Below are 25,804 nucleotides of genomic sequence, written 5' to 3' on the forward strand. Positions count from 1 at the left end.
GTCCGGCGGTGTGGGCCGGTGAGAGAATCCTCCGCCGAGGAGGGGGTCGGGCGCGCTGGGGAGGGCCGCCAGGTTCTTCGGGGGGCAGCCCCCACCCACCCGGGCCCCTTGGGGGCACCTGGACGGTTCCCCTGGGGCCACCTGGACGGATGGGCGGGCGGCTGGTAGGCGGTGGGAGGGCGTCGGGCACGCCCTGCTCCGGGTGCGCTGGGTGCTTGGGGCGCTTGGGGTGCTTGGGGTGCTTGGGGTGCTTGGGGTCAGCAGAGCCGGTCGGCGCGGTGCGTGGGGCGGCCGTCCAGGACGGTGAGCAGGACCGGGACCTCGGCGAGCTCGGTGGCGGGGGTGGTGAGCGGGTCGGCGGCGAGGACGGTGAGGTCGGCCCGGTGGCCGACCGCGATCCGGCCCGCCACCTGCTCCTCACCCGCCGCGAAAGCCGGGTTGACGGTCATCGCGCGCAGCGCCTCCAGGGCGGTGAGGGCCTGGCGGGGGTTGTGCGGGGGCTGGCCGAGGTCGCGGGTGGGGCGGCGGTGGCGGGCCCCCGCCATGACGCCCAGCGGCGGGTAGGGGGCGATCGGCCAGTCGGAGCCCAGGACGACGGTGGCGCCCGCGTCCCACAGGTCGCGGCAGCGCCAGGCCCGGTCGGCGCGCTCCTCGCCCAGGCGGCGGGACCAGTTGTCGGTGTGGTCGGCGCGGGTGAAGTCGCAGCAGTGGGTGGGCTGCATGGAGGCGATCACGCCCAGCTCGGCGAAGCGGCGCACCACCTCGTCCGGGACGGTCTCGATGTGCTCGATCCGGTGCCGGACGGGGGCGGTTCGGGCGGCTGCTCCCGGGGCCGGGGTGGCCGGGATGGTCGCGGTGGCGGTCGGGGCGGTGGTCGCGGTGCCGGCCGTCGCGGTGGCCTGCTCGACGGCGTCGAGGGCGTGGCGGACGGCGGCGTCGCCGATGGCGTGGGTGGCCGTCGGTACGCCGGCCCGGTGCAGCTGCCCGATCACCTGGGTGTAGTGCGACGGGTCGGGCCAGAAGGCGTGGGTGGACTCGCCGTGGCAGTCCGGGCGTTCCAGCCAGGCGGTGCCGTTGTCGATCGTGCCGTCCATGAACAGCTTGACGCCGTCCACCTGCCACAATTTCCCGCTGCGGCTCTGGAGTTCGACCAGTTCGTCGAGCCCGTCCCGGTCCACGCCGGGCTGGCACCAGGGGGCGACCCGCAGGCGCAGTGGCAGGTCGCCCGCCTCGTCGAGCTCGGCGTAGAGGGCGAGGCTGTCGCCGCCCGCGTCCATCGCGTGTCCGCCGGTGAGGCCGTTCGCGGCCATGGCGCGCAGGGCGGCGGCCAGGCGCTCACGGCGCTCGGTGCGGGTGGGCCGGGGGGCGGCGCGTTCGACCAGTTCGCAGGCCGCGTCCTCCAGCAGCAGGCCGGTGGGACGGCCGGCGGCGTCGCAGACCACCTCGGCGGCCTGGGCGAAGGTGCGCGGACCGTCCACGCCGGCCAGCTCCAGGGCGCGCGGGCTGGCGAGCATGGAGTGGGCGTCGAAGAGCTGGAGCAGCGCGGGGACGCCGTCGAGGACGGGGGCCAGGGCGGCGGACTCGACCGGGCGGTCGCCGAAGACGTTCGGGTCCAGGCCCCAGGCGTGCAGCCAGGCGCCCGGGCCGAGGGCCTCGACCTCGGCGGCGAGGGCGGCGCGGACGGACGGCAGGTCGGTGCAGCCGGAGAGGTCCAGGCCGTGGGTGAGCTCGGCGCCGGTGACCGGGTGGAGGTGGCCGTCGACCAGGCCGGGGGTGACCACGGCGCCCTTGAGGTCGATCACCGTCGTTGTGGCGTCGGCGAGTTCGCGGATCGTCCGGTCGTCGCCCAGGGCGGCGATCCGGCCGTCGACCACGGCGAGCGCGCTCTGCGGGAGGAAGCCGCCGGACGCGGGGTCGAGCAGGCGGGCGGAGAGGAGGACCAGGGAGGTGCGCACGTCGACTCCAGCGGTGGTGCGGGGTGGGGAGGGAGGGGGAGGGGAGGGGGAACGGGGTCAGGACTGTTCTTCGGTGCGGGATCCGGGCTCGGCGGCGGTGGGGGATTCCGGCTCGGTGGCGAGGGCCAGTGAGCCTTCCGCCAGGCCGAGTTCACGTTCGGCGGTGGCGGCCGCCAGTCGGATGACGGCCGAGGGGTGGTTGCCCAGACCGGTGTTGGCATGGGAGGCGAGGCCGTCGATCACCACCAGGATCCGGACGGCGGTGAGGCCCGGGTCCTCGGTGCGGAACTCGCCCCGCTCGACGCCCGCTCGGACGACGCCGGTGAGCCGGCCGCGCCACAGCGACTCCTGGCCGAGCACGCGCTCGCGCAGGACGGGCCGGTAGCGGCTGAGGTGGCGGGCGTTGAGCCAGAGCCGGCTCATGTCGTCGTACGCCGGGCCGGTGGTGCGGGCGAAGAAGCGGGCGAGGTGGTTGAGCGAGCGGCCGTCCGGCGGGTCGGCGGGCAGCAGCGACTCCAGTTCGGCGGTGGCGGCGCTGCCGAAGGCCTCGGCGACCAAGTCCTCCACGGCCGGGAAGTAGTGGCTGATCAGACCGGGTCTGACGTCGAGCTGCTCGGCGATCCGGCGCAGGGTGATGCACTCCAGGCCCTCGGTGAGGGCGACGGTGGCCGCAGCCTCGACGATCTCCGCGCGGCGGTCGTCGGGGGACTTCCGGATCCGTTTGCGCTGAACGCTTGACGTCATGTGCCGGATGCTATTGAGTGTGCGACCAATAAGCAAGCAGGTGGGCACGACACCCCCACGGAGGGCCCCCAATGGCGTCCACGCTCCCGGACCACCCCCAGTCCGACTCCCCCATCGGACCACCGCTCCCGCAGTCCGCGCAGTCCCCGAAGTCCGTGCAGCTCAGCCAGTCCGGCCAGTCCGCGCAGCCCCCACAGGATCGGGCGGCCGGGCGGGTCGAGGTCCACGGCATCGACCACATCCCCGAGACGGAACGGAGGGGCCGCGCCCGCGAGCTCTTCGCGGTCTGGGCGGCGGCCAGCGTCAACTACCTCAATCTGGTGGTCGGCGGCGCCCTGGTGCTGAGCGGCCTCAGCCTGTGGCAGGCCTTCGCGGTGGTGGTGGTCGGCAACCTGTTCTGGCTGGGCACCGGACTGCTGGCCGTCTCCGGACCGGCCGCCGGCGCGCCCAGCGAGGTGATCACGCGGGCGCTGTACGGCGTCCGGGGCAACCGGGTGAACAACGCCGTCACCGGCTGGATGATCTCCGTCTGCTACTTCGCGCTGAACCTCGCGGCGGCCGCCGTCGCGGCGTTCTCCCTCGCCGAGCAGGTCGGGATCACCCCGGACACCCCGATCAAGATCGCCATCGTGATCGCGATCGTGGTGGTCACGTTGACCATCAGCGTCTACGGACACGCTGTGATCGTGCGGCTCTACCTGCCGATCACCCTCGTCCTCGCCGCCGCCTTCGCCGTCGTCGGGTACGCGATCCTCCGGCACGCCGACTTCGGCTGGAGCCAGCCGCAGCCGCTCAGCGGCAGCGGGACGTGGGCGGCCGTCCTGGCCGGCGTCACCCTGATCGCCTCCGGGCCGCTCTCGTACACCACCAGCGCAGACTTCTCCCGCTACCTGCCGGCCGACACCTCCCCGCGTGCCGTGCTCGGTTGGACCGCCCTCGGCGGCTTCCTGCCCAGCGTCGTCGTCGGCGGACTGGGCGTGCTCGGGGCCACCGCCGTCGACATGACCGACCCCCAGGCGGCGCTCCGGACGATCCTGCCCGGCTGGTTCAACCCGGTCTTCCTCCTCTCACTGGTCATCGGCACCGTCGCCGTCAACGCCCTCACCGCGTACAGCGCCGGCCTCGCCCTCCAGGCCGTCGGCATCCGCATCCGCCGCACGCTCAGCGTGCTGGTGGACGGCACGGTCGCCGTCGCGCTGACCCTCTACGCCCTGCTGGTCTCCAACTTCCTGGACACGGTCAGCAACGTGCTCCAGCTGACCGTCGTCCTCCTCGGCCCCAGCACCGCCATCTACGCCGTGGACATCCTGCTGCGCCGCAACCGCTACGACGGGCGGGCACTGACCGACGAGTCGCCGGGCAGCCCGTTCTGGTACCGCGCCGGCGTCAACCCGGCCGGTGCGCTCGCCCTGTTGGCAGGCGTGACAGCCTCGGCCCTCTGTGTCGACACGCTCTACACCGGCCCGATCGCGGCGCTGACCGGCGTGGACCTGGCCCTCCCGGCCGGGATCGCGGTCGCCGCCGTGGTCTACGCCCTGCTGATGCGACGGGTGGTGTCGCGGGGGCAGGCCTGAAGCCGGGGCGGTCGGGCCTGTACGGTCTGCGCCGCAGCCGCAGCCGCAGCAGTTCGGTGGGCGGTCCGTCGGTACGTCGCGCGGGAAGTCGGCAGGTCCGACTTCCCGCGTCGGCCTTGCCCGGTCGTCCTCCGTTCCGTCTCGGTGGCTCAGGTCGAGGTGGTGGGCCGAGGTTCGTCGATGGTGCCGTTGCGGAGCATGGGGAAGGGCGCGGCGGTCCGGAGGCGGGCGAGGGGCTCGGAGGTTACTTCGACCGTCCCGGTCAGGGCGAACCGACGGGGGTGCTGGGCGAACGGTGGTGCGCCCTAGCTGAGTTACTCCGCCGGGCTGCCTCTCCGCCCGGCCGATCGGCGTTGGCTGTCGGCGATCTCGGTTAGGGTGCGGACCGGCTGCGCCTGGCCATTTCAGGGCCGGCGCGAGGGGAGGGGCGTCATGATCGGCGTCGTCGGTGAGGGTTCGCGCGGGGCCGAGGAGCAGGACGGTGAGGGCATCCAGTGGTTGGCGGATGCCGGTGGCGAGGTCAGCGGAGTGGTGTTCGCCCGTGGGATCCCGCCGGAGGAACTCGCCCGCCGGATGGGGGCCGACCCGGCTGCGGCCACCGGGCCGATCAGCGGGCGGGAGATCTGGGACCTGGACATCGAGGTCTACCGGCCCGGTGACGACGGCGACGGCGTGATCCGGGTCGGCGAGGCGGACGGCTGGTCCTTCGCGATCGAGTACGGGGACTCCACCGGCGGCGAACTGCTCACCGAGATAGCGCGCGAGGGCGTGGAGGTGGTGCACTTCCGGCCGATGCCGGAGCAGCCGCCCGCCCTGCTCGACTACGCCCGGGACGGCGCCGTGCTGTGCGGCTTCGGGCTGGGGGAGGAGCGGTGGCGCTGGGGCCGGCAGCCCGATCTGCTCGTACCGGAGCTGATCGCCGCGAACGTCCTGGAGGCGGACGGCGTCACCTCCTGCACCCCCGGGCGGGCGCCCGCCGCCGGGGCCCGGCGGCGGACCCTCGGCGCTGTCGGGCGGCGCTTCGGGCTGCGCCTGCCCCGGGCCGTCCTGGGGGAGGTACGGCTGCCGGCGTACGTGGTGCGCGGCAGGCCGGGGCTGGAACTGCACTGAGCCCGGCGGCGGGAACGACAGCGGCGCGACGGTGACGGTGCTGATGGCGGCGGCGGTGATGGCGGTCATGACGGTCATGGCGGACTCCCTCCCGGAGCCCCACCGGCGGGGCCCCGATGACCGTCATCCTCGCCTGCGGCCAGCCGCCCGCACATGTGCCGATCGGGAGGTTCCGCCGAGCGCAACTCCCTTGCAGGGGTGCCGATCGGCTCACTCGTTGGTTGGACGCACGTCGAGCTGGGGTAGGCCAGGGCCGGCGGCCGGTGCCCCGTCTCAGGCAGGGAGGTCCGCCGTCCGCACGCGGGCGGCGGCGCGGGACAGCCGGAGCGCGGCGATCGGGCTCGGGGAGAAGCCGAGGGCGCAGGCGACGAGCAGGGCGCTGGGGGTGAGGCCCGTGGAGAACAGCGTGAACGCCAGCATGATCGCGGGGACGAGCAGCAGCGGGGAGACCATGAGCACGGCGGCCTGACGCTTCTCCCGGCGCGTCCACTGGCGGGACCTGGTCACCCGGACGGCCGCGACGACGGCCGCGGCGAAGCCGAGCACGGGCCCGGCGACGGGGACCAGAGAGACCGGCAGGGCGAGGACGGCCAGGGCGAGGGTGGCGTTGGTCCAGCGGGTCGTCTCCGGGGCGGGCGGCGTCTGCCCCTCCTCGGCGAGGGCGGCGTCGGCGATCTGCCGGGGGGTGCCGAGCTGCGCCAGGACGGAGCGGACGGCGGCGTCGTCGAGCGGGACGTCGGTGAGCGAGACCTCGATGTGCTCCCGCAGGTCGGCCAGCAGTTCGCGGCGGCGCTCGGGCGGCAGGGTGGCGGTGCCGCGGGCGACGGCGTCGAGGTGAGCGCGGACCAGGGGGTGGTCGACGGGGTTGTTCACGGGTGCTCTCCCGGGGCGAGGACGTGGTCGATGGTGGCGCGAAAGGCGGGCCAGAGCGCGGTGAACTCCGCCAGCGCGCTCTCCCCCGCCTCGGTGAGGGTGTAGTACCGGCGGGACGGGCCACTGGCCGAGTCGCGCAGGAAGGTGTCGGCGAGCCCGGCGCGGCGCAGCCGGGACAGCAGCGGGTAGATGGTGCCCTGGCTGGTCGCCAGCATCGGGTGGCGGCCGAGCTCCTGGAGCAGCTCGACCCCGTAGCGCGGGCCGTCGCGCAGCAGCGCGAGGACGCAGTACTCCAGGACGCCCTTGCGCAGCTGGGTCGCGACCGGGCCGTCGACCGCGCCGGGCTCGTCGCCGCCGTCGGTGCTTGCGATGCCAGGTACCATGCAATGCAAGATAGCAGGCGAAGCAAGGTACCGGCCGGGGGCGGCGCCAGGAGGGCGGAACCCGGGCCGAGCACCGGGTTCCGCCCTCCGGGTCCGAGCGCCAGGGCCCGAACCGGAAGCGCCGCGGGAAGCGCGCGACCCGCGGACGCGCTACCCCTCCCGCCGCACCGGCCGCCAGCCGGCCAGGTGCGCGGCCAGGACGGCGCCCGGGTCCGCCGTGGTGTACCGCAGCGCGACCATGGCCGCGGTGATCACGTCGCACAGCTCGCCCTGCAGTTCGGCCACGGTGTGGCTGACGCCCTTGCGCGGGTTGGCGCCGAGCACGCCGAGCAGGGCCTCGGCGACCTCCCCGGCCTCCTCCTGGATCTTCACCACCTGGAGGGGCAGCAACGGCAGTCCGATGGTCGACCGGTGGTCGGACAGGTGGCGGTGGATGTCGTCGACCACCGCCCACTCCGGCGTCCGCCCGACCGCCAGCCGCGCCTCCAACTGCCGCAGGTAGCCCTTGAGCGCGGGCGGCAGCTTCATCCGCTGGGCCTCGGCGAAGGGGACCAGTCGCAGCTCCTGGCCCTCCCCGAGGACCAGCTCCGCCGGGTCGACGTCGACCAGGGCGTGGAAGGCGCGGTGCCGTCGGCCCTCCGGGTCGGAGGCGGCCAGGACCGGGTGGAAAGGGAGCAGCCCGGGCACGTCCAGCCCGGTCTCCTCGCGCAGTTCGCGCACCGCCGTGCGGTACGGCGTCTCGCCGGGCTCGCGGTGGCCGCCGGGGACCACCCAGTGGGCGGGCCACGGGATGTCCGGCCGGTCGTCGCGCAGTTGGAGCAGGACCTCCTGCCGGCCGGTGGTGATGTAGACGTCCACGCTGACGAAATCGTTGTCGGTGCTCAATGCGCCCTCCGTGTCGACGGTGCCCCGCGGTCCGCGCCGTGCCGTGCCGTGCCGCGGCGCCGGACTCCCGGGCTGCTTGCGGCGTACCCGCGGTGTGCCCGCACCGCACCCGGGCAGCGCACCCGCCGCCCCTCACCCGGTCGGCCGATGGCAGCCCGTCCGGCGCACGCCCCCCGTCCGGAGACTCCGACGGGCGTCGCCGTACGCGGGCCCCTAGGGTCTGTGGTGCGCCGACGGTGCCGGGCGCCGGGGCGCACGCCTCCCCGATGCACGCTTCCCCGACGCACCAGGCGTACGCCGTCCTGCCACGCGCCGGTGCACCCGGCAGTACCGCCTGGCCAACCCGAGAGGTGGACCGCCCCATGCACTCCGTCGTCCGCGGCGCCGGCGCGCTCGGCCTGGCCGCGCTGCTGCTCGCGCCCGTCTCCGGTTGCCAGGGCGGCGGCCCGTCCGCCGCCGAGCCCGCGCCCACCTCCCCGGCCACCGGCGCGAGCAGCGGCGGCCCGGCCGCCCAGCGGCTGGACTGGCGGGCCTGCCCGGTCCCGAGCGCCGCGCAGGGCGGCGGCACCGCGCCCGCGAGCGACTGGGAGTGCGCCACCCTCAAGGCCCCGCTGGACCACGCCAAACCCGACGGCGGCACCATCGACCTGGCGCTGATCCGCACCAAGGCCAAGGACGAGCAGCACCGGCTCGGCTCGCTGCTGTTCAACTTCGGCGGCCCCGGCGCCTCCGGGGTGGCCACCCTGCCCGCCCTGGCCGCCGCCTACGCCTCCCTCAACACCCGCTACGACCTGGTGAGTTTCGACCCGCGCGGGGTCGGCGACAGCGCCGGGGTGAAGTGCCTGGACGACCGGGCGGCGGACGTCAACGCCGCCGTCGACAGCACCCCGGAGACCCCCGCCGAGGTCAAGGCCCTGGACGACAGCAACGCCCAGTTCGCCGCCGCCTGCGAGCACAACTCCGGCCCGGTGCTGCCCTACGTGGACACCGAGAGCGCGGCCCGGGACCTCGACCTGATGCGCCAGGTGCTCGGCGACCAGAAGCTCTCCTACTTCGGCATCAGCTACGGCACCCAGCTCGGCGGCGTCTACGCCCACCTGTTCCCGCAGGAGGTCGGCCGGGTCGTGCTGGACTCGGTGGTCGACCCGACGAAGGACCCGGAGCAGAGCGCGCTCGGCCAGGCCCAGGGCTTCCAACTCGCCCTCGACGACTTCATGAAGGCCTGCGCCACCCAGGACGCGGCCGCCTGCCCGACCGGTGGCGGCGGCGCCGAGGGCACCGCGCGGATCACCGACCTGCTGCAGAAGCTCGCCGGGTCGCCGCTGCCCACCAGCAGCGGACGGAAGCTGACCGAGGGCCTGGCCGTCACCGGCATCGCCGGCGCGCTGTACAGCCGGCAGACCTGGCCCGCGCTGGCCTCCGGGCTCACCGAGGCGATGCAGGCGGGCACCGGCGACACCCTGCTCCAGCTCGCCGACTCGCTGAACGGACGCGACCCGCAGGGCCACTACAACAACCTCAACGCGGCCAACCGGGCGATCAGTTGCGTCGACGCCCGGCAGCGCTACTCCGACCAGGACGTGGAGCAGCAACTGCCGCAGTTCCGCGCCGCCTCCCCGGTCTTCGGCGCCTTCACCGCCTGGGGCCTGACCGGCTGCACCGGCTGGCCCGTCCCGGGCAAGGCCGACCACCCGGAGGTCGCCGCCCCCGGCGCCGCCCCGATCCTGGTGGTCGGCACCACCGGGGACCCGGCCACCCCGGTCGAGGGCGCCCGGACCATGGCCCAGCAGCTGGGCGCGGGCGTCGGCGTCACCGTCACGCTCAACGGCGAGGGCCACGGCGGCTACAACACCGGAAACCCGTGCTTGAAGAAGACTGTCGACGCCTACCTGCTGGACGGTACGGTGCCTGCGGACGGGACGACCTGCAGCTGAAGTGGCCCACTGCGACAGTATTCGATTGGCCCTGCGGAATGGTCCAATCGGCCCCTAAGATCATCCGTGTGAACACGCAAGCGAACGAGAACGCCGCCACCGCCGTCCCCAAGGTCGACTTCTACTTCGACCCCGTCTGCCCCTTCGCCTGGATCACCTCGCGCTGGATCCTGGAGGTCGCCCGCCAGCGTGAACTCGACCTCACCTTCCGGGTGATGAGCCTGTCCGTGCTCAACGAGGGCCGCACCGACCTGCCGGAGCGCTACCAGCGCCTGATGACCACCGGCTGGGGCCCGGTCCGGGTCTGCATCGCCGCCGCCGAACAGCACGGCGAGCACGTGCTGCGCGACCTGTACACCGAGCTCGGCACCCGCTTCCACGACCAGGACCGGGAGGCCGACGACACCGTCATCCGCGAGGCCCTGGTCGCCGCCGGACTGCCCGAGGAGCTCGCCGAGGCGGCCAACAGCACCGCGTACGACATCGCGCTGCGCAAGAGCCACCACGAGGGCATGGACCCGGTCGGCGAGGAGGTCGGCACCCCGACCATCCACGTGGACGGCACGGCCTTCTTCGGCCCGGTGCTGAGCGCGATCCCGCGCGGCGAGGACGCGCTGCGGGTCTTCGAGGGCGTCCGGCTGCTGGCCGGCTACCCGAAGTTCTTCGAGCTCAAGCGGACCCGGACCGGGTCGCTCGACTTCTCCTGACCGGCGCTTTCTCCTGACCGGCGCCTTCCGATGACCGGCGATCGCCGCCCCGCCACCGCCACGGGGCACGCTTCGGGACGGGGGTGGGCGGCGTGACCACGGATCCGCGCGGGCCGTTCGAGTCGGGCCGGCCGAGCAGGCAGGTCGAACAGGTCGGGCCGGTTGAGCCGGGCGAACTGGTTGAGCCGGGTGAACTGGTCGGGCCGGGTGAACTGGTCGAGCGGGTCGACGAGCACGACCGGGTGCTCGGCGTGGTCGAACGCGGCGAGGCGATCCGCCGCGGCTGGCTGCACCGGGTCGCCACCACCGTCTGCCGCGATCCGTCCGGCCGGGTGCTGGTGCACCGCCGCCCGGACGGCGCCGGCCGCTTCGGTGGGTGCCACGACGTGATGCTGGGCGGCGCACTGCGGGTGGGGGAGTCGTACGCCGCCGGGGCGCGGCGGGAGCTGGCGGAGGAGCTCGGGGTGAGCGTGCCGGTGCGCCACCGGTTCACCTTCCTCTGCCGGGGCGCGATCGCCCCGTACTGGCTGGGCGTGCACGAGGCCGTGCTGCCGCCGGACCTGATCGACCCCGACGCGGTCGATCCGGCCGCGGTCGCCCGGTACGGCTGGCTGACCCTGCCCGAGCTGGCCGGCGCCGTACGGCGGTGGCCGTTCGTGCCGGACGGGCAGGTGGCGTTCCGCCGGTACCTGCTCGGGCTCCCGTCCGGGGCCGGAGGGGTCGACCATGGAGGGGTGGGCGCCGAGCCGGGGCCCGGCTGAGGCCCGGCGGCGCCCGAGAGGCGGTGAGCGTGGATGATCGTCCGAACGCGCCCGGGTGCCGCCCGCCACGCCGCGACCCCGCCCGGCGGCGGCAAGGGCCCGGGCCCCGGCGGCTGGGGCGGCCCGGGCCGAGGCCCCGGCCCCGGCCGCGGACCGGGGCAGGGCCCCGGCGGCACCCCGCCCAAGCCGCCCCCGCCCGCGCTGCGGCGCTGGCTGCTGCCGGTCGCCGTGCTGCTGACCCTGCTGCTCCTGGTGCTGCTGGCCAAGCCCGCCCCGACCGGCCCCCGCTACGGCTACACCGACCTGCTCAACCGGGTCGACGCCGGCCAGGTGCAGACCGTGGACGTCAGCGACACCGGCGGCGTGTCCGGCACCCTCAAGGACGGCACCCGGTTCACCAGCCAGATCCCGACCGCCCTGGACACCTCCCAGCTCGGCAAGGCGCTCTCCGACCAGCACGTGAACGTCACCGGCAGCCGGTCGGGCGGCAGCTCGATCTGGTCGACCCTGCTGCTGTTCCTGCCGCTGCTGCTCTTCGGCGGGCTGTTCCTCTGGTCCGGCCGGCTGGCCGCGCGGTCGCTCGGCGGCGGGCTCAGCGCCATCGGCCGCTCCCGGGCGAAGATCATCGAGGCCGAGCGGCCCGCCACCGGCTTCGCCGACGTCGCCGGGTACGAGGGGGTGAAGCAGGAGGTCAGCGAGGTGGTCGACTACCTGCGCAGCCCGGAGCGCTACGCCGCCGCCGGGGCCAAGGGGCCGCGCGGAGTGATCATGGTCGGCCCGCCGGGCACCGGCAAGACGCTGCTCGCCCGGGCGGTCGCCGGCGAGGCCTCGGTGCCCTTCCTGTCCGTCACCGGCTCCGGTTTCGTCGAGATGTTCGTCGGCGTCGGCGCCTCCCGGGTCCGCGACCTGTTCGACGAGGCCCGCAAGCGCGCACCGTCCATCGTCTTCATCGACGAGATCGACGCCGTCGGCGGGCGCCGCGCGGGCGGCACCCGGATCGGCGGCAACGACGAACGCGAGCAGACCCTCAACCAGCTGCTCTCCGAGATGGACGGCTTCGACCAGAGCACCGGCATCGTCGTCATCGCCGCCACCAACCGGCCGGACGCCCTCGACCCCGCCCTGCTGCGCCCCGGCCGCTTCGACCGGCAGGTCGTCGTGCCGCTGCCCAACCAGGCCGAGCGGGCGGCCATCCTCGCCGTGCACACCCGCGGCAAGACCCTCGCCCCGGACACCGACCTGGACCGGATCGCCCGCGGCACCCCCGGCTTCTCCGGGGCCGACCTCGCCAACCTGGTCAACGAGGCCGCCATCAACGCCGTGCGCGCCGACCGGTCCACCCTCACCGCCGCGGACCTCGACGACGCCCGCGACCGGGTGCTGCTGGGCCGCCGGGAGTCCTCCAACGCGCTGCTGCCCGAGGAGCGGCACTCCGTCGCCGTCCACGAGTCCGGGCACGCGCTGATGGCCGCGCTGTGCGAGCACGCCGACCCGGTCGCCAAGGTGACCATCCTCCCGGCCGGGGTCGCCCTCGGCGCCACCGAGCAACTCCCCGAGGCGGAACGGCACCTGTACAGCGAGAGCTACCTGAACGACCTGCTCGCCGTGCAGCTCGGCGGGCGCGCCGCCGAACTGGTGGTCTTCGGCGAGGGCTCCACCGGCGCCGCCAACGACCTCGCCAACGCCACCTCGGTGGCCACCCGGATGGTCCGCGAGTTCGGCCTCTCCCCGGACCTCGGCCCGGTCGGCTACTCCAGCGGCTCCCCGCAGTACCTCGGCGAGCACCCCGACGACCTGCTGCGCCGCCCGTACTCCGAGCAGACCCAGCGCGCGGTGGACGAGGCGGTGGCCGGGCTGCTGCGCGGCGCCGAGCGGCGGGCCCTCGGGCTGCTGCGCGAACACCGGCACCACCTGGACGAGTTGGCGGCGCTGCTGGTCGCCCAGGAGACAGTGGACGGCACCCTGGTGCTCGACATCCTGCGGCACCCGGCGCCGGGGACGCCCGGGGCGGACGGGAGCGGGGGCACAGGGACGGCACCCTGAGGCGGGGGGCGGTGCGGCCGGGGTGGATGATGGCGTGGTACCGATCCGAAGGAGCCCGACCATGACCGAAACCCTGCCCGCGGACGTCCAGCGCGAGATCGCCCTGGCCCTCGGAGTGGTGCCCGTCACCGACCCCGCGAAGGAGGCCGAGCGCCGGATCGCCTTCCTCGCCGACCAGCTGCGGGCCTCGGGCGCCCGCACCCTGGTGCTGGGGATCAGCGGCGGCGTGGACTCCACCACCACCGGGCGGCTCTGCCAGCTCGCCGTCGAGCGGCTGCGCGCCGAGGGGCACCAGGTGGCCTTCACGGCCATGCGGCTGCCGTACGGCGTCCAGGCGGACGAGGCGGACGCCCAGCGAGCCCTCGACTTCATCCGGGCCGACGAGGTGCTGACGGTCGACGTCAAGCCCGCGACCGACGCCGCCTTCGACGCCCTGCTGACGGCGGGCGTCACCTTCCGCGACCACGCCCACGAGGACTTCGTGCGCGGCAACGTCAAGGCCCGCCAGCGGATGGTCGTCCAGTACGCGGCCGCGGGGGCGAGCGGCGGCCTGGTGGTCGGCACCGACCACGCGGCCGAGGCGGCCGTCGGCTTCTTCACCAAGTTCGGCGACGGCGCGGCCGACGTGATGCCGCTCTCCGGCCTGACGAAGCGTCAGGTCCGCGCGGTGGCGGCCCACTTGGGCGCGCCCGAGGGGCTGGTCGGCAAGGTCCCCACCGCAGACCTGGAGGACCTCGCCCCCGGCAAGGCCGACGAGGACGCCCTCGGCGTCGAGTACGGCGACCTGGACGACTTCCTGGAGGGCCGCCCGGTCAGCGAGCAGGTCTTCGACACCGTCCTCGGCCACTACCGCCGCACCGAGCACAAGCGCGCCCTGCCGATCACCCCGGGCCAGGCGTGACCGACCCGGACGGGCGCGCGGGGCGCGCGGCCGATCTGATCGCGATGGCGGCGCGGCTGGCGGGCTGAGCCTCGGGGTGCGGGGCGGCTGCGGTGGCCGGCCGGGGTGGCGAACAGGGCTGCCTCCGGCCCCCTTGATCGTTCCGGCGTGCGGCTCGCTACCGTACGTCGTGGAACGGTTCGACGTCGAAGGGGGAGACGGCATGGCTGACATGACGGTGCGTCCGGTGGCCCGGGTGGTGGGTGGCCGGGAGGACGTGCGGGACGACGGGTGGGGCGGTGTCGCGGCGGTGATCCGGCTGGACGCCGGGCAGTTCACCGAGGAGGCGCTGTACGGGCTGGCGGACTTCTCGCACCTGGAGGTGGTCTACCGCTTCGACCGGGTCCCGGAGGGAGAGGTCGAGACCGGCGCCCGGCACCCGCGCGGCAACACCGACTGGCCGTTGGTGGGGATCTTCGCCCAGCGCGGGAAGAACCGGCCCAACCGGCTCGGGGTCTCGCGCTGCGAGCTGGTCCGGGTGGACGGACTGGACCTGCACGTCACCGGTCTGGACGCGGTGGCGGGCACGCCGGTGCTCGACATCAAGCCGTACCTGGCCGAGTTCGGCCCGCGCGGTGGGCTCCGGCAGCCCGCGTGGTCGACCGAGCTGATGCGCGCCTACTACGACGGCGAGGTCTGAGCGGTGACGGAGCAGCGGCTCGCGGTGGTGTCCGGCGGCGGGACGGGGATCGGGCGGGCGATCGCCGCCCGGCTGGCCGGGGACGGGTGCCGGGTGGTGGTCCTGGGGCGTCGGGCGGCCGTGCTGGAGGAGGCCCGGGCGGAGATCGAGCGCACCGCCGGGCCGGGGGCCGTGGTGCCGCTGGCGGGTGACCTGGCGGATCCGGCGGCGGTCGAGCGGGTGGCCGCCCGGATCGCCGAACTCGGTCCGGTGGACGTGCTGGTGAACAACGCGGGTGCGATCATCACTCCGCCCGAGGACGACGGCCTGGCCGCGCTGGCCGCCTCCTGGCGGCGGGACCTGGACACCAATCTGCTGACCGCCGTGCTGCTGACCACCGCGCTCCAGGGGGTGCTGCGCCGGCCCGGCGGCCGCCTGGTGGTGATCAGTTCGGCGGCCGCCCAGCGCGGTGGCGCGGGCCCGCACTCGGCGGGCTCGTACGCGGCCGCGAAGGCGGCGCTGCACGGCTGGGCGTTCGGCCTGGCCCGGCAGTTGGGGCCGGACGGGATCACGGTGAACGTGCTGGCCCCGGGCTACGTGGCGGACACCGAGATCTTCGGCGTGGACCGGGACGAGGAGTTCCACGCCCGGAAGGTCGCCGACACCCTGGTCGGCCGGGCCGGCACGCCCGAGGACGTGGCCGAGGCGGTGGCCTACATCGCCTCGCCGGCGGCCGGTTACCTCACCGGGCAGGTGATCGGGCTGAACGGGGGCGCGGTGCTGGGTCGATGAGCGGCTCCGCCGGGCGGACGAGCCGTTCATCGGACGTCTACCGCCGCTGCCTACGGTGAGTGCTCGTACGAACCGGGCCCGACCACAGGAGTCTCCGCTGTCCAGGATCATCACCACCGCCCTGCCCGCGCACGGGCACGTCAGCCCGCTGCTGGCCATCTCCGCCGACCTCGCCGCGCGCGGCCACGAGGTGGTCTTCCTGGGCGGCTCGCGCTTCGCGGAGGCGGCCGGGCGGGCCGGGGTGCGCTTCGCCGCGCTGCCCGCCGAGGCCGACTGGGACGACCGCGACCTCGACGGCTCCTTCCCGGGTCGGGCGGAGCTGGCGCCCGGCCCCGAACGGATCGCCTTCGACGTGCGGCACGTCTTCCTGGACCCGGTGCCCCACCAGTACCGGGCCCTGCTCGCGCTGTTGGCGCAGTTCCCGGCCGACGCCGTCGTCGCGGACGCCTTCGTCCAGGGCGTGCTGCCGCTGGCGCTCGCCCGTCCGAGGGCGCAGCGCCCGGCGCTGATCGGGGTCGGGACCACCCCGGCGATGCTGCCGAGCGCGGACGCCGCGCCGTTCGGGCTGGCGCTGCCGCCGCTGCCGGGGGAGGAGGGCCGGATCCGCAACCGCTCCCTGCGGGAGGAGGTGGACCGGCGCGGCGAGCCCTTGCAGCGGTACGCGGAGAAGGTGTTCGCGGAGGCGGGCGTCCAGCTGCCGGAGGGGCCGCGCGGGCTGGCCCAGGTGACGGTGCCGGACGCGTACCTCCAGCTGACCGTGCCGGGCTTCGAGTACCCGCGCTCCGACGCGCCCGCCTCGTACCGGCTGATCGGCGCGCTGCCGGGCAACGTCGGCGAGGAGCAGCCGCTGCCCGGGTGGTGGGCGGAGCTGACCGGTGAGCGGCCGGTCGTCGTGGTGACCCAGGGGACGCTGGCCAACGACGACCTGGGCGAGCTGGTCGCCCCGACGGTCCGCGCGCTGGCGGACCGGGACGTGCTGGTGGTGGCCGCCACCGTCCGCCCGGACGGGCCGGCGGAGCTGGCCGAACTGCTGGGCGGCCGGCTGCCGGAGAACGTCCGGGCCGCCGGGTACGTGCCGTTCGACCGGCTGCTGCCGCACACCGACGTGCTGGTGAGCAACGGCGGCTACGGCGGGGTGCAGACCGCGCTGCGGTACGGGGTGCCGGTGGTGGTGGCCGGGGCGAGCGAGGACAAGCCGGAGGTCGCGGCCCGGGTGCAGTGGGCCGGTGTGGGGCTGGACCTGCGCACCGGCCGCCCGGCCCCGGAGGCGGTCGGCCGGGCGGTGGAGCAGGTGCTCGCCGAGGGCCGGTTCCGCGAACGGGCCCGCGCGCTGGGCGCGGAGTTCGCGGAGTACCGGCCGTTCGACACCATCGCCGAGCTGGTCGACTCGCTCTGAACCGCTCGGCTCGCTCTGAGCAGGTCGGCTCGGGCCGGGTCGGGCGGCTCGCGCCGGGCCGGCCGGGCCGGTCAGTCCCCGTCGGCGTCCGGCTCCGTGGTGGGCGTGGCGGCGGCCCCGCCCTTGCTGATGCCGAGCTTGGCCTCGGCCGTCGTCCAGTCGGTGGCGATCGCCTGCTGGGCGGCGGCCAGGGTGACCTGGCCCTTGCAGATCGCGGTGTGGAGGTGGGTCTCCACCGAGTCCTTGGGGTTGTTCGGACCCTTGCCCGGGACGTGGCCGGGGGAGGGCGGCTGGACCCACAGGTTGCGCGGGTCGTTGGGGTCGCCGCCGAGCTGGAGGCTGATCAGGTGGTCGTACTCGGCGTCGCCCATCGGGCCGGTGTAGCCGTAGGACTTGGCGTTCTCGGCCTTCTCCTTGCCGGTGACGTTCACCGGCGGGCGGATGGACGAGGTGTAGCCGCCCGGCTTGCAGATGGTGTCGTTGATGGTGCCCTGGTTGACCGCGGGGCTGATCGCGCCCGGGGTGCAGTTCGGGTCGGGCAGCGGCTGCTTGTCCGCCGTGTAGCGGTAGTGGCAGCTGCCCGCCGCGGGCTGCGGCTGGGCGTCGTAGGAGCTCTTCGGCCCGGGGCCGGTCACGATCGCGGCCGGGACGGGCTGGGCGGCGTCCCCGGCGGCCGCCGGGGCGGAGCCGTGGGCGCTGCTGCTGTGGGCGGAGGCCTTGCCGCCGGAGCCGTCCTTGGCGGTGTGGCCGCCGCCGGACGAGCAGCCTGCGGCGGCGGCGAGCAGGACGGCCGCGGCTATGGCGAGGGCGCCTCGGGCGGGTGCCGGCACGGAGTTCCTCCAGGTCGTTGCGGTGGCACGGGCGGCCGGCCGACGAAGGTGCCGGGGGCCGCGCCAGCGGACACTACCGTGTGGAGGGGGCCGAAGGGGTGACGCCACGTCCGGCGCGGGAGGACGGCGGCGGGCGCGCGGAATCGTTTTCGCACTCCTGACGCGTCGACGGGCCTGCCACCGCCCGGCCCCGGCGAGGCCCCGGCGAGGGCACCCGGGGCCGGCGGGACCGTCAGACCGACCGCAGCGCCGTGATCCAGTCGCTGATCAGGTCCTCCAGCACGCCCAGCGGCAGGCTGCCGTGCCCGATCACCTCGTGGTGGAACTCCCGCACGTCGAAGAGCCCGCCGAGCTCGGCCCGGGCCCGCTCGCGGTGCCGGACGATCTCCCGACGCCCGATCAGGTACGCGGTGGCCTGGCCCGGCCAGGCGATGTAGCGGTCGATCTCGTTGCGGACGTTGGCCTCCGGGGTGGCCGTGTTGTCCCGCAGGTAGGCCATCGCCCGCTCCCGGGACCAGCCGTAGTGGTGCAGCCCGGTGTCCACCACCAGGCGCACCGCGCGCAGCGCGTCCATCGACAGCATGCCGAAGCGGGACAGCTCCGAGCCGTACAGGCCCATCTCGTCGGCCAGCCGCTCGGTGTACAGGCCCCAGCCCTCGACGTGCGCGGTCAGCTGGCCGTTCGGCCGCTGCCGGAACTCCGGCAGGTGGTGCAGGGTGCGGGCGAGCGCGAGCTGCAGGTGGTGGCCGGGCACGCTCTCGTGGAAGGCGATCGCCTCGTACTCGTAGCTGAACCGGCTCCCGGGGTTCAGCGTGTTGATCCAGTGGGTGCCGGGCAGTCCGCCCGGGCCCGGCGGCTGGTAGTAGGCCAGCGGCGCGGTCTCCGCCTCCAGCGGGTCGATCTCCCGGGTCACGCAGTCGGCGATCGGGTACGGGCGGAACCAGTCGGTGGAGGCGCGCCGGGCCCGGTCCAGGGCGCCGTCCACCAGGGCGACCATCTCGGCCGCGCTGGTGAAGCGCAGCGAGCGGTCCTCGCGCAGTGCGGTCAGCACCTCGTCGGTGCCGCTGATGCCGAGCACCCGGGCGCCCAGCTCGCCGAACTCCTCGCGCAGCGCCGCCACCGTCTCCAGGCCGATCCGGTGCACCTCCTCCGGGCCCAGCCCCGGCCGGGTGAAGCGGCCGACGGCGTCCGCGTAGCCCTCGTCGCCGCCGGGCACGTAGCAGACCCCGGCCTCGGCGTCCGGGCGGGCGGCCGGTGCCAGCCGCTGGGCCAGCCCGGCCCGGTAGCGGGCCACGGCCGGGCGCACGCCCTCGCGGACGATGGCCCGGGCCCGCTCGAACTCCCGGCGGCCCTGGAGCGGGCGCAGCAGCTGGTCGGCGGTCGGGTCGGCGGCCAGGTAGCCGTCCAGCTGGGTGATGGCGGCGTCCACGCCGCTGCGCAGCGGGTGGCGGCCCTCGGCGGCGGCGTCCAGGCTGCGGCGCAGGACGGCGTCGAAGTAGCCGGGCAGGCCGGCCAGCCGCTCCAGGTAGGCGTCGGTGCCCTCGTGGTCGACGGCGGTCATGGCGAGCGAGGTGAAGACCGTGTTGTGCGGGGCGACGATGGTCGCGGAGACGCTGACCTCGGCGAGTCCGTGGGTGATCCGGCCGTCGTTGTCGTCGATCAGCCGGGCGAGCACCCGGTGGGTGGTGCGGTCCTCGCCGGCCAGTCCGTCCAGCGGGACGGCGGCCAGCCGGGCGGCCAGGCCGCGGAGCACCTCGCGGTGGCGCAGGGCGGCCGCGCGGGACGGGTCGGGCACCTCGTGGGCGTAGCCCTCGGTGCCGGAGAGGGTGGCCTCGAAGGGGTCGTGGCCGTTCTCGGCGGCGAAGAACTCGTCCGCGAGGGCGGCCAGTTCGGTGTGGTGGGCGGGGACGGCTCGGTGGGACGTGTCGTTCGGCTGCTCGGTCATGGTCGCTCCCGGGTCCGGTGGGGGCAGTGCGACACGGGTTCCCTGAGGGCCCGATCGGGCCGATTATTCGGAGTCGGCCACGGCGCGGTCAATACGCACCGGGGGGAGAGCAGTTCGGGCCGCCGACGGTGAACGCGCCACCGGGGACGGCGTCTTCGGCAGGCCCGCAGGTACCGGGCGGGTACCGGGCAGCGGGCACAGGGCGCCAGGTGCCGGACACCGGGCATGACGGTGCCGGCGTCCGTCCTCCCTGGACGAACGCCGGCACCGGTGGAGCGAGGGGGTCCGGTGGCCGGCCCCCGGAGGGGCTCAGCTGCCCTGGGCCTCCTTGGCGGCCTTCTCGGCGGCCTCCTTCTCGTGCTTCGCCTTGATCCGGGCGGTCTCCTTGCGGACGTCCACCTGGTTGGCGCGCTCGTGCTGGAGCCACAGCGGGTTCTCGGCCTTGAGGGCGTCGACCTCGGCGGTGGTCAGTGCCTCGGTCACGCCGCCGCGGGCCAGGCCCGCGATGGAGATGCCGAGCTTGCCGGCGATCACCGGGCGCGGGTGCGGGCCGTTCTTGCGCAGCTCCTGGAGCCACTGCGGCGGCTCGGCCTGCAGCGCGCTGAGCTCCTCGCGGGAGACCACGCCCTCCTGGAAGTCGGTCGGCGCGGCCGCGAGGTAGATCCCCAGCTTCTTGGCCGCCGTGGCCGGCTTCATGGTCTGGCTGGTCTTCTGCTTGAGCGATGTCATGGAACAAGGGTAAGGGAGTGCGCGGGCGCTTCCGGTCACGGTCGGTAGCCTTGCCCTGTGACAGACATGCAGGTGAACCAGCCCTTCCGGCTCGCGTACGTCCCGGGCGTGACCCCCGGCAAATGGGCCCGGGTGTGGATCGAACGGCTTCCGGACGTCCGGCTCGACCTCGTCGCGGTGCCCTCCACCGACGGTGAGCGGATCCTGCGCGAGGGCGCGGTGGACGCCGGACTGGTCCGGCTGCCGGTCGACAAGGACGTGCTGAGCGCGATCCCGCTGTACACGGAGACCACCGTGGTGGTCTTCCCCAAGGACCACTGGCTGGCCGCCGCGGAGGAGGTCGCCCTCGACGAGCTCGCCGACGAGGTGGTGTTCCACCCGCTGGACGACACCCTCGGCTTCACGGCCGGGACCCTGCCCGGGCGCCCGGCGATCGCCCGCCCGGACACCACGGCGGACGCGGTCGAGCTGGTGGCGGCCAACGTCGGCGTGCTGCTGGTGCCCCAGTCGCTGGCCCGGCTGCACCACCGGCGGGACCTCACCTACCGGACGGTGCCGGAGGCGCCGCAGTCGCAGGTCGCGCTGTCCTGGCCGCAGGAGCGGACCACGGACCTGGTGGAGGAGTTCATCGGGATCGTCCGGGGGCGCACTGTCAACAGCTCGCGCGGCCGCGGGGCCGGACAGCCGGCCGACGCCCCGGCGGAGAGCCGGCCGAAGAAGGCGGCGGCGCCGCGGAAGCCGCAGCAGCAGAAGGCCGGCGGCCAGAAGACGGGTGCGCAGAAGGCGGGCGGCCAGCGGACCGGCGCGCAGAAGGGCCGGGGCGGCCCGGCCGCGGCCCGGCGCGGTAAGCCGAAGCGGCGCTCCTGACCGCCGCGCGGGAGTAGCGTCGGCCCCGTTCCGGACGGCCGTTCCGGAGCGTCCTGGTGGGAGGAGCGGGGCCGTGTGGCATGACCTGGTGGTCGTCCAGATTCCGATCGTGGAGAAGGTCCTCCGGACGATCGCCGTCTACGTGCTGATCCTGGTGCTGTTCCGGGTGGCCGGGAAGCGCGGGCTGGCGGGGCTGAACACCTTCGACATGGTGGTCGTGTTCCTGCTCTCCAACGTGGTGCAGAACGCGATCATCGGCAATGACAACAGCCTGCTGGGTGGCGCGATCGGCGCCGTCACCCTGATCGCGGTGAACGCCGGGGTGACCCGCTGGCTGGCCCGCGATCCGCGGGCCGCGCGGCTCCTGGAGGGGGCGCCCACCACGGTGGTCCGCGACGGCGCGCTGGTGCCCGGCGCGCTGCGCGAGCTGGCGCTGCGACCGTCCGAGCTGGAGCACGCGATCCGGGTGCAGAACGGCGACGACGTGAGCGACGTGGCGCGGGCCCGGCTGGAGCCGGACGGGCAGCTGCTGGTCACCCTGCGGGAGGCCGAGCGGAGCGCGACCAAGGGCGACGTCGACGAGCTGCGGGAGCGGCTGGCGACGATCGAGCGGCTGCTGACCACGCTCGCCGAGGAGCGCCGCCCGCCGCGCTGACCGCCTGCCTGCTGCCTGCTGCCTGCCGCCTGCGGGCCGCAGGCTTCGGGCCGACGGACCCGGGCCGCCCCCGGCCCCGCCCAGGGGTGGTCAGCCGCCGGTGCGGGCGGCGGCCGGGGCGGTGGCACGGCGTCGGCCGCGGGCGGTGGCGGCGGCCAGGGCGAAGCCGAGCGCGGCGGCGAGGAGGTGGCCGACGGTGGTGAACTCGGGCAGGGGGCCCGGCCACTCCTCGTCGCCGGTGAGCGGCCAGGCGAGCACGAAGGCGGCCCAGGGCAGTCGGGCCCAGCGGGGCAGGGCGAGGGTGGCGAAGGCGAGGGCGCCCTGGGCGCCGTAGCTGATGCCGTAGTCGGAGGCCGCCCGGACGCTCTCCGGGTACCAGCCCTGGTGCAGGGCGAAGAGGATCACCAGGGCGGTGACCAGGGTCGCCCCGACGTGCCCGGCGAGGAAGACGGCGGCGGCGCGGGGCGTGCCGAAGCGGCGTTCGGCCCAGGCCAGGCCGACGACGATGCCGAGGCCCAGGGTGATCAGGGTGCCGCCGAAGCCGGTGGAGGTGATGTCGGTGAGCGTGCCGTCGTACAGCAGGGCGCTGCCGGCCAGGGCGCGGACGGGGTGGTCGTGCAGGTTGTCCAGGTTGGTGCTGATGTAGGCCCGGAGGTCGTCGGCCTGCTCCTCGGTCAGCCCGTACTCGACCCAGGCGTGCCCGAGGAGCAGCAGCGCGACGTAGACGAAGGTCAGCGGTGAGCGCCGCGGGTACGTGCGGACGGCGCGCAGCAGCGTGCTGAGGAGCCCCAACGGGGGTCGAGCGTTCATGTTCTGATGGTGTCCCGGTCGAGCGGCTGGTCCCGGCCGGCCCGGATGCGGCCGGCCTCCTCGGGACAGTACCGAACCGCGCTGCCGGATGCTCGCGGGGCCCTCAGCGGATCCGGCGGGCGAGCGTGGCGGTGAACGGGCGGGGGGAGAGCGAGGCGCTGCGCTGGGGGCGGACGGACCTGCCGGGGGTGGGGGTGACGGTCCAGTGGGCGGCGATGCCGGCCAGCGCGAGGGCGGCCTCGGTGCTGCCGAAGGCCTCGCCGATGCAGCGGCGGGCGCCGAGGCCGAAGGGGGTGTAGATGCCGGGGGCCGGGCGGGCGGTGGTGAGCCAGCGGTCGGGGTCGAAGCGGTCGGGGCAGGGGAAGAGGTCGGCCCGGCGGTGCAGCAGGTACGGGCTGTACAGGACGGTGGCGCCGGCCGGGAGGGGGTGGCCGCCGAGCTCGGTGGCGGTGGTGGTGGTGCGGCTGAGGATCCAGGCCGGCGGGTGGAGCCGCAGGGTCTCGCTGACGATCCGGGCGGTGAGCGGCAGGGCGGGCAGGTCCTGGTGGCGGGCGGGGCGGCCGTCGAGGACGGTGTCGAGCTCGGTGTGCAGGCGCTCGCGGACGGCGGGGTTGGCGGCGAGCAGGGTCCAGGCCCAGGAGAGGGTGGCGGCGGTGGTCTCCATGCCGGCTAGCAGGAAGGTGACCACCTGGTCGTGGACCTCGTCGTCGGACAGGCCCCGCCCGTCCTCGTCGCGGGCGCCGAGCAGCATCGAGAGCAGGTCGTGGTGGTCGGTGCCGGCGGCGCGGTAGTCGGCGATCAGGCGGTCGGTGATCTCCCGGAGGTCCCGCCGGGCGCGGGCGAAGCGGCGGTTGCCGGGGGTGGGGACGCGGTCGGCGCCGGGCAGCGGCAGCACCATCCGCCGGGCGACCCCGCGGGCGACCTGGTCCATGGCGGCGTGGACGGGCAGCGAGCCGGCCCGTTCGTGGGCGGCGAACAGGCAGCGGGCGGTGACGGCGGTGGAGAGGCGGTACATCGCGGCGGGCACGTCGACCACGTCGCCGTCGCGCCAGCCGCCGGTGGTGGCGGCGATCTCCTCGGCCATCAGGGCGGCGTAGCCGGGCAGCCGGTCGCGGTGGAACGCGGGCTGGAGCATCCGGCGCTGGCGCCGGTGGTCGGCGGCGGGGCAGGTGGCGAGGCCGTTGCCGAAGGCCTCGCGGGCCTTCTCGACGACGATGCCGCCCTTGTCGTAGGTGCGGTCCTCGGTGAGCAGGCGGCGCACCAGGTCGGGGTGGCAGACGACGTACGCGGTGAGCGGGCCGAGCCGGATCCGGACGAGGTCGCCGTGGGCGGCCAGGCCGGCCACGAAGTCGGGCGGGTTGCGGAGCAGGGCGGGGGCGTGGCCGAGCAGGGGGAGCGCGCCGGGGGCGGTGGCCGAGGTGTAGCGGGCGGTGGAGTGGTACTGGGTGGGCACGGGCGTCACCTAGGGGAGGGCGGGTCGGTCGGGCGTCGGTGATCTTTCCCGGCGGCCGCCGGTGAAACGGTCCGCGAACGGCGGGTGGGGTGAACGCGGGGGCGCAGGCCGAACGCCCGTGCGCCGGGGCGGCCTTGACGTTCCGGTGCCGAGCCCGGCGCCGAGCCCTTCCGACAGCCCGGTGCGGCCCGGTCGACGCTCTGGGCAGGGCGGGACCGCCGGAGGCCCGGACGGCGGTTCCGGGGGCGGGCGCAGGGGGTTTCCGCGCGTGGTGCCGCGCGCCTACACTGCGAGCTCCGCACTATTACCGGCTGGTACTACCGGCTGGTACCGCCAGTCAGTTCGGTACTACCGGTAGGGAGTTGGGATGGCCGACGAGCGGGCCCACGCGTTCACCGACGACGCCCTCGGCGCACACGACGCCGTGGCACTGGCCGCCCTGGTCCGGGCCGGTGCGGCCCACCCCCGGGAGCTGGTCGCGGCCGCCGTCGCCCGCGCCGGGCGGATCGACGCCGCGCTGCTGCCCGTCGCCCACGCCGCCCACGACCGGCCCCGGATCAGCCGGGCGGGCATCGACGGCCCGCTCTGGGGCGTGCCGACCTACCTCAAGGACAACGTCGACCTGCGCGGCCTGCCGACCGGCATGGGCAGCGAGGCCTTCCGCGCCCGCCCGGCCCGCCGCAACGCGCCCTTCGCCGACCAGCTGCTGTCCACCGGCCTGGCCGTGCTCGGCAAGACCCGGCTGCCCGAGTTCGGCCTGAACGCCTCCACCGAGTTCGCCACCGCCCAGCCGGTGCGCAACCCCTGGAAGACCTCCCACTCGCCCGGCGCCTCCTCCGGCGGCGCGGCCGCGCTGGTCGCCGCCGGAGTGGTGCCGATCGCCCACGCCAACGACGGCGGCGGCTCGATCCGCATCCCGGCGGCCTGCTGCGGCCTGGTCGGCCTCAAGCCCACCCGCGGCCGGCTGGTCACCAACGCCCAGGGCGGCAAACTGCCGATCGACCTGGTCACCGACGGGGTGCTGACCCGTACGGTGCGCGACACCGCCGCCTTCTTCGCCGCCGCCGAACGCCACCACCGCAACCCCCGGCTGCCCCCGCTCGGCCTGGTCGAGGGCCCCGGCGGGCGCCGGCTGCGGATCGGGCTGGTGGTCGACTCGCCCACCGCCAAGACCGACGAGGCGACCCGCCGGGTGGTCGAGGAGACCGCCGCCCGACTGGAGGCGATGGGGCACCGGGTGGTGCCCACCACCCTGCCCTTCGGCGAGGAGTTCTCCCGCGACTTCCTGGCGTACTGGGGCTACATCGCCTGGGTGATCGCGCTCACCGGCCGGGTGCTGCTCGACCCGAGCTTCCGGGCCGGGAAGCTGGACGGGCTCACCACCGGGCTGCGCAACGGCTTCCGGGCGGAGTTCCGGCGCACCCCGGGCGTGCTGCGCCGACTGCGCCGGGCCGAGGCCGTGTACGCGGGGATCTTCCGCGAGCACGACGCGATCCTCTCCCCGGTGCTCGCCCACACCGCCCCGCCGATCGGCCACCTCAGCCCCAACGTGGCCTTCGACGAGCTGGTCGACCGGCTGCTGCGCTACGTCGCCTTCACCCCGGTCAACAACGTGACCGGCGGCCCGGGCATCGCGCTGCCCGCCGGGGCGGCGCCGGGCGGCCTGCCGATCGGGGTGCACCTGTCGGCCGCGCACGGGCAGGAGCGGCTGCTGCTGGAGCTGGCCTACGAGCTGGAGGCGGACCGGCCCTGGCGGCGGATCCAGGACTGACCGGCGCGGGCCCCGGCCCGCCGCGCCG

Annotated in this window: 23 protein-coding genes; 13 read left to right on the forward strand and 10 right to left on the reverse strand. The window is 75.2% G+C overall.

All coding sequences use genetic code 11. From position 1 onward, the window contains the following. Positions 1 to 257: 257 nt before the first annotated feature. Together ACFY2K_RS11100 and ACFY2K_RS11105 are read right to left on the reverse strand one after the other, a co-directional pair. Positions 258 to 1,955: an amidohydrolase gene (locus ACFY2K_RS11100; protein WP_380593776.1), complete on the reverse strand. Its 1,698-nt coding sequence runs from the start codon at positions 1,953 to 1,955 to the stop codon at positions 258 to 260. Positions 1,956 to 2,012: 57 nt separating this feature from the next. Next, the gene (locus tag ACFY2K_RS11105) at positions 2,013 to 2,699 is read right to left on the reverse strand and encodes a TetR/AcrR family transcriptional regulator (RefSeq protein WP_380593774.1); all 687 of its coding nucleotides are present in this window, start codon (positions 2,697 to 2,699) and stop codon (positions 2,013 to 2,015) included. A 71-nt stretch (positions 2,700 to 2,770) separates the two neighbouring features. Between ACFY2K_RS11105 and ACFY2K_RS11110 the strand changes: the two genes are divergently transcribed. Together ACFY2K_RS11110 and ACFY2K_RS11115 are read left to right on the forward strand one after the other, a co-directional pair. Continuing rightward, entirely contained in the window at positions 2,771 to 4,273 is a 1,503-nt protein-coding gene (locus ACFY2K_RS11110) for a purine-cytosine permease family protein (RefSeq protein ID WP_387710860.1), read from the forward strand. A gap of 432 nt (positions 4,274 to 4,705) precedes the next feature. Further along, entirely contained in the window at positions 4,706 to 5,383 is a 678-nt protein-coding gene (locus tag ACFY2K_RS11115; protein WP_380524765.1) for a DUF6461 domain-containing protein, read from the forward strand. 273 nt (positions 5,384 to 5,656) lie between these two features. Here the strand turns inward: ACFY2K_RS11115 and ACFY2K_RS11120 are convergent, their stop codons facing one another. From ACFY2K_RS11120 to ACFY2K_RS11130, 3 genes are all read right to left on the reverse strand, one after another. Next, entirely contained in the window at positions 5,657 to 6,256 is a 600-nt protein-coding gene (locus tag ACFY2K_RS11120; protein ID WP_387710862.1) for an HAAS signaling domain-containing protein, read from the reverse strand. Beyond that, the gene (locus tag ACFY2K_RS11125; RefSeq protein WP_387710864.1) at positions 6,253 to 6,639 is read right to left on the reverse strand and encodes a PadR family transcriptional regulator; all 387 of its coding nucleotides are present in this window, start codon (positions 6,637 to 6,639) and stop codon (positions 6,253 to 6,255) included. The genes ACFY2K_RS11120 and ACFY2K_RS11125 overlap by 4 nt, the downstream gene beginning before the upstream one ends. 150 nt (positions 6,640 to 6,789) lie before the next feature. After that, complete coding sequence (locus ACFY2K_RS11130) at positions 6,790 to 7,524, reverse strand: NUDIX domain-containing protein (protein ID WP_380524762.1); 735 nt, start codon at positions 7,522 to 7,524, stop codon at positions 6,790 to 6,792. A 362-nt stretch (positions 7,525 to 7,886) separates the two neighbouring features. Between ACFY2K_RS11130 and ACFY2K_RS11135 the strand changes: the two genes are divergently transcribed. From ACFY2K_RS11135 to ACFY2K_RS11170, 8 genes are all read left to right on the forward strand, one after another. Further along, positions 7,887 to 9,458, forward strand: coding sequence for an alpha/beta hydrolase (locus ACFY2K_RS11135; protein WP_380524761.1), 1,572 nt, complete (start codon positions 7,887 to 7,889; stop codon positions 9,456 to 9,458). A gap of 68 nt (positions 9,459 to 9,526) precedes the next feature. Further along, complete coding sequence (locus tag ACFY2K_RS11140) at positions 9,527 to 10,165, forward strand: DsbA family protein (protein WP_375886101.1); 639 nt, start codon at positions 9,527 to 9,529, stop codon at positions 10,163 to 10,165. Between the two features lie 92 nt (positions 10,166 to 10,257). Then, complete coding sequence (locus tag ACFY2K_RS11145; protein WP_387710867.1) at positions 10,258 to 10,926, forward strand: NUDIX hydrolase; 669 nt, start codon at positions 10,258 to 10,260, stop codon at positions 10,924 to 10,926. A 33-nt stretch (positions 10,927 to 10,959) separates the two neighbouring features. Then, on the forward strand, positions 10,960 to 12,969 hold the full coding sequence (gene ftsH, locus ACFY2K_RS11150; RefSeq protein WP_387710869.1) for an ATP-dependent zinc metalloprotease FtsH: 2,010 nt from the start codon (positions 10,960 to 10,962) through the stop codon (positions 12,967 to 12,969). Between the two features lie 61 nt (positions 12,970 to 13,030). Next, a complete protein-coding gene (gene nadE, locus ACFY2K_RS11155) occupies positions 13,031 to 13,870 on the forward strand; it encodes an ammonia-dependent NAD(+) synthetase (RefSeq protein ID WP_387710871.1) in 840 nt (279 codons plus the stop codon). 211 nt (positions 13,871 to 14,081) lie between these two features. Continuing rightward, positions 14,082 to 14,549, forward strand: coding sequence for an SAM-dependent methyltransferase (locus tag ACFY2K_RS11160; protein ID WP_380587289.1), 468 nt, complete (start codon positions 14,082 to 14,084; stop codon positions 14,547 to 14,549). Positions 14,550 to 14,552: 3 nt separating this feature from the next. Continuing rightward, positions 14,553 to 15,320 (forward strand): SDR family NAD(P)-dependent oxidoreductase, encoded by a 768-nt coding sequence (locus tag ACFY2K_RS11165; protein ID WP_380524756.1) that lies wholly within the window; start codon positions 14,553 to 14,555, stop codon positions 15,318 to 15,320. A gap of 55 nt (positions 15,321 to 15,375) precedes the next feature. Next, positions 15,376 to 16,716, forward strand: coding sequence for a glycosyltransferase (locus ACFY2K_RS11170; protein WP_387710873.1), 1,341 nt, complete (start codon positions 15,376 to 15,378; stop codon positions 16,714 to 16,716). A gap of 71 nt (positions 16,717 to 16,787) precedes the next feature. Here ACFY2K_RS11170 and ACFY2K_RS11175 read toward each other — a convergent pair whose 3' ends face one another. From ACFY2K_RS11175 to ACFY2K_RS11185, 3 genes are all read right to left on the reverse strand, one after another. Beyond that, on the reverse strand, positions 16,788 to 17,546 hold the full coding sequence (locus ACFY2K_RS11175) for a hypothetical protein (protein WP_387710875.1): 759 nt from the start codon (positions 17,544 to 17,546) through the stop codon (positions 16,788 to 16,790). 232 nt (positions 17,547 to 17,778) lie between these two features. Then, positions 17,779 to 19,491, reverse strand: a complete 1,713-nt coding sequence (locus tag ACFY2K_RS11180) for a DUF885 domain-containing protein (protein ID WP_380524753.1) — start codon at positions 19,489 to 19,491, stop codon at positions 17,779 to 17,781. A gap of 309 nt (positions 19,492 to 19,800) precedes the next feature. After that, the gene (locus ACFY2K_RS11185; protein ID WP_375886123.1) at positions 19,801 to 20,220 is read right to left on the reverse strand and encodes a DUF5997 family protein; all 420 of its coding nucleotides are present in this window, start codon (positions 20,218 to 20,220) and stop codon (positions 19,801 to 19,803) included. Between the two features lie 57 nt (positions 20,221 to 20,277). Between ACFY2K_RS11185 and ACFY2K_RS11190 the strand changes: the two genes are divergently transcribed. Both ACFY2K_RS11190 and ACFY2K_RS11195 read left to right on the forward strand, forming a co-directional pair. Beyond that, positions 20,278 to 21,087 (forward strand): LysR family substrate-binding domain-containing protein, encoded by an 810-nt coding sequence (locus tag ACFY2K_RS11190; protein WP_375886125.1) that lies wholly within the window; start codon positions 20,278 to 20,280, stop codon positions 21,085 to 21,087. A gap of 73 nt (positions 21,088 to 21,160) precedes the next feature. Further along, positions 21,161 to 21,742 (forward strand): DUF421 domain-containing protein, encoded by a 582-nt coding sequence (locus ACFY2K_RS11195; RefSeq protein ID WP_387710878.1) that lies wholly within the window; start codon positions 21,161 to 21,163, stop codon positions 21,740 to 21,742. 90 nt (positions 21,743 to 21,832) lie between these two features. On the opposite strand, the gene ACFY2K_RS11200 is transcribed toward ACFY2K_RS11195, so the two are convergent. Both ACFY2K_RS11200 and ACFY2K_RS11205 read right to left on the reverse strand, forming a co-directional pair. Next, a complete protein-coding gene (locus ACFY2K_RS11200; protein ID WP_380524751.1) occupies positions 21,833 to 22,552 on the reverse strand; it encodes a rhomboid-like protein in 720 nt (239 codons plus the stop codon). 103 nt (positions 22,553 to 22,655) lie between these two features. Further along, entirely contained in the window at positions 22,656 to 24,005 is a 1,350-nt protein-coding gene (locus ACFY2K_RS11205; RefSeq protein WP_387710880.1) for a cytochrome P450, read from the reverse strand. A gap of 367 nt (positions 24,006 to 24,372) precedes the next feature. Here ACFY2K_RS11205 and ACFY2K_RS11210 point away from each other — a divergent pair, with 367 nt between their 5' ends. Then, positions 24,373 to 25,776 carry an amidase gene (locus ACFY2K_RS11210; RefSeq protein ID WP_380639010.1) on the forward strand — a complete coding sequence of 468 codons (1,404 nt, stop codon included), beginning with the start codon at positions 24,373 to 24,375 and terminating at the stop codon, positions 25,774 to 25,776. Positions 25,777 to 25,804 lie beyond the last annotated feature (28 nt).

This window comes from Kitasatospora sp. NPDC001309 (assembly GCF_042896295.1).
Lineage (GTDB): Bacteria > Actinomycetota > Actinomycetes > Streptomycetales > Streptomycetaceae > Kitasatospora.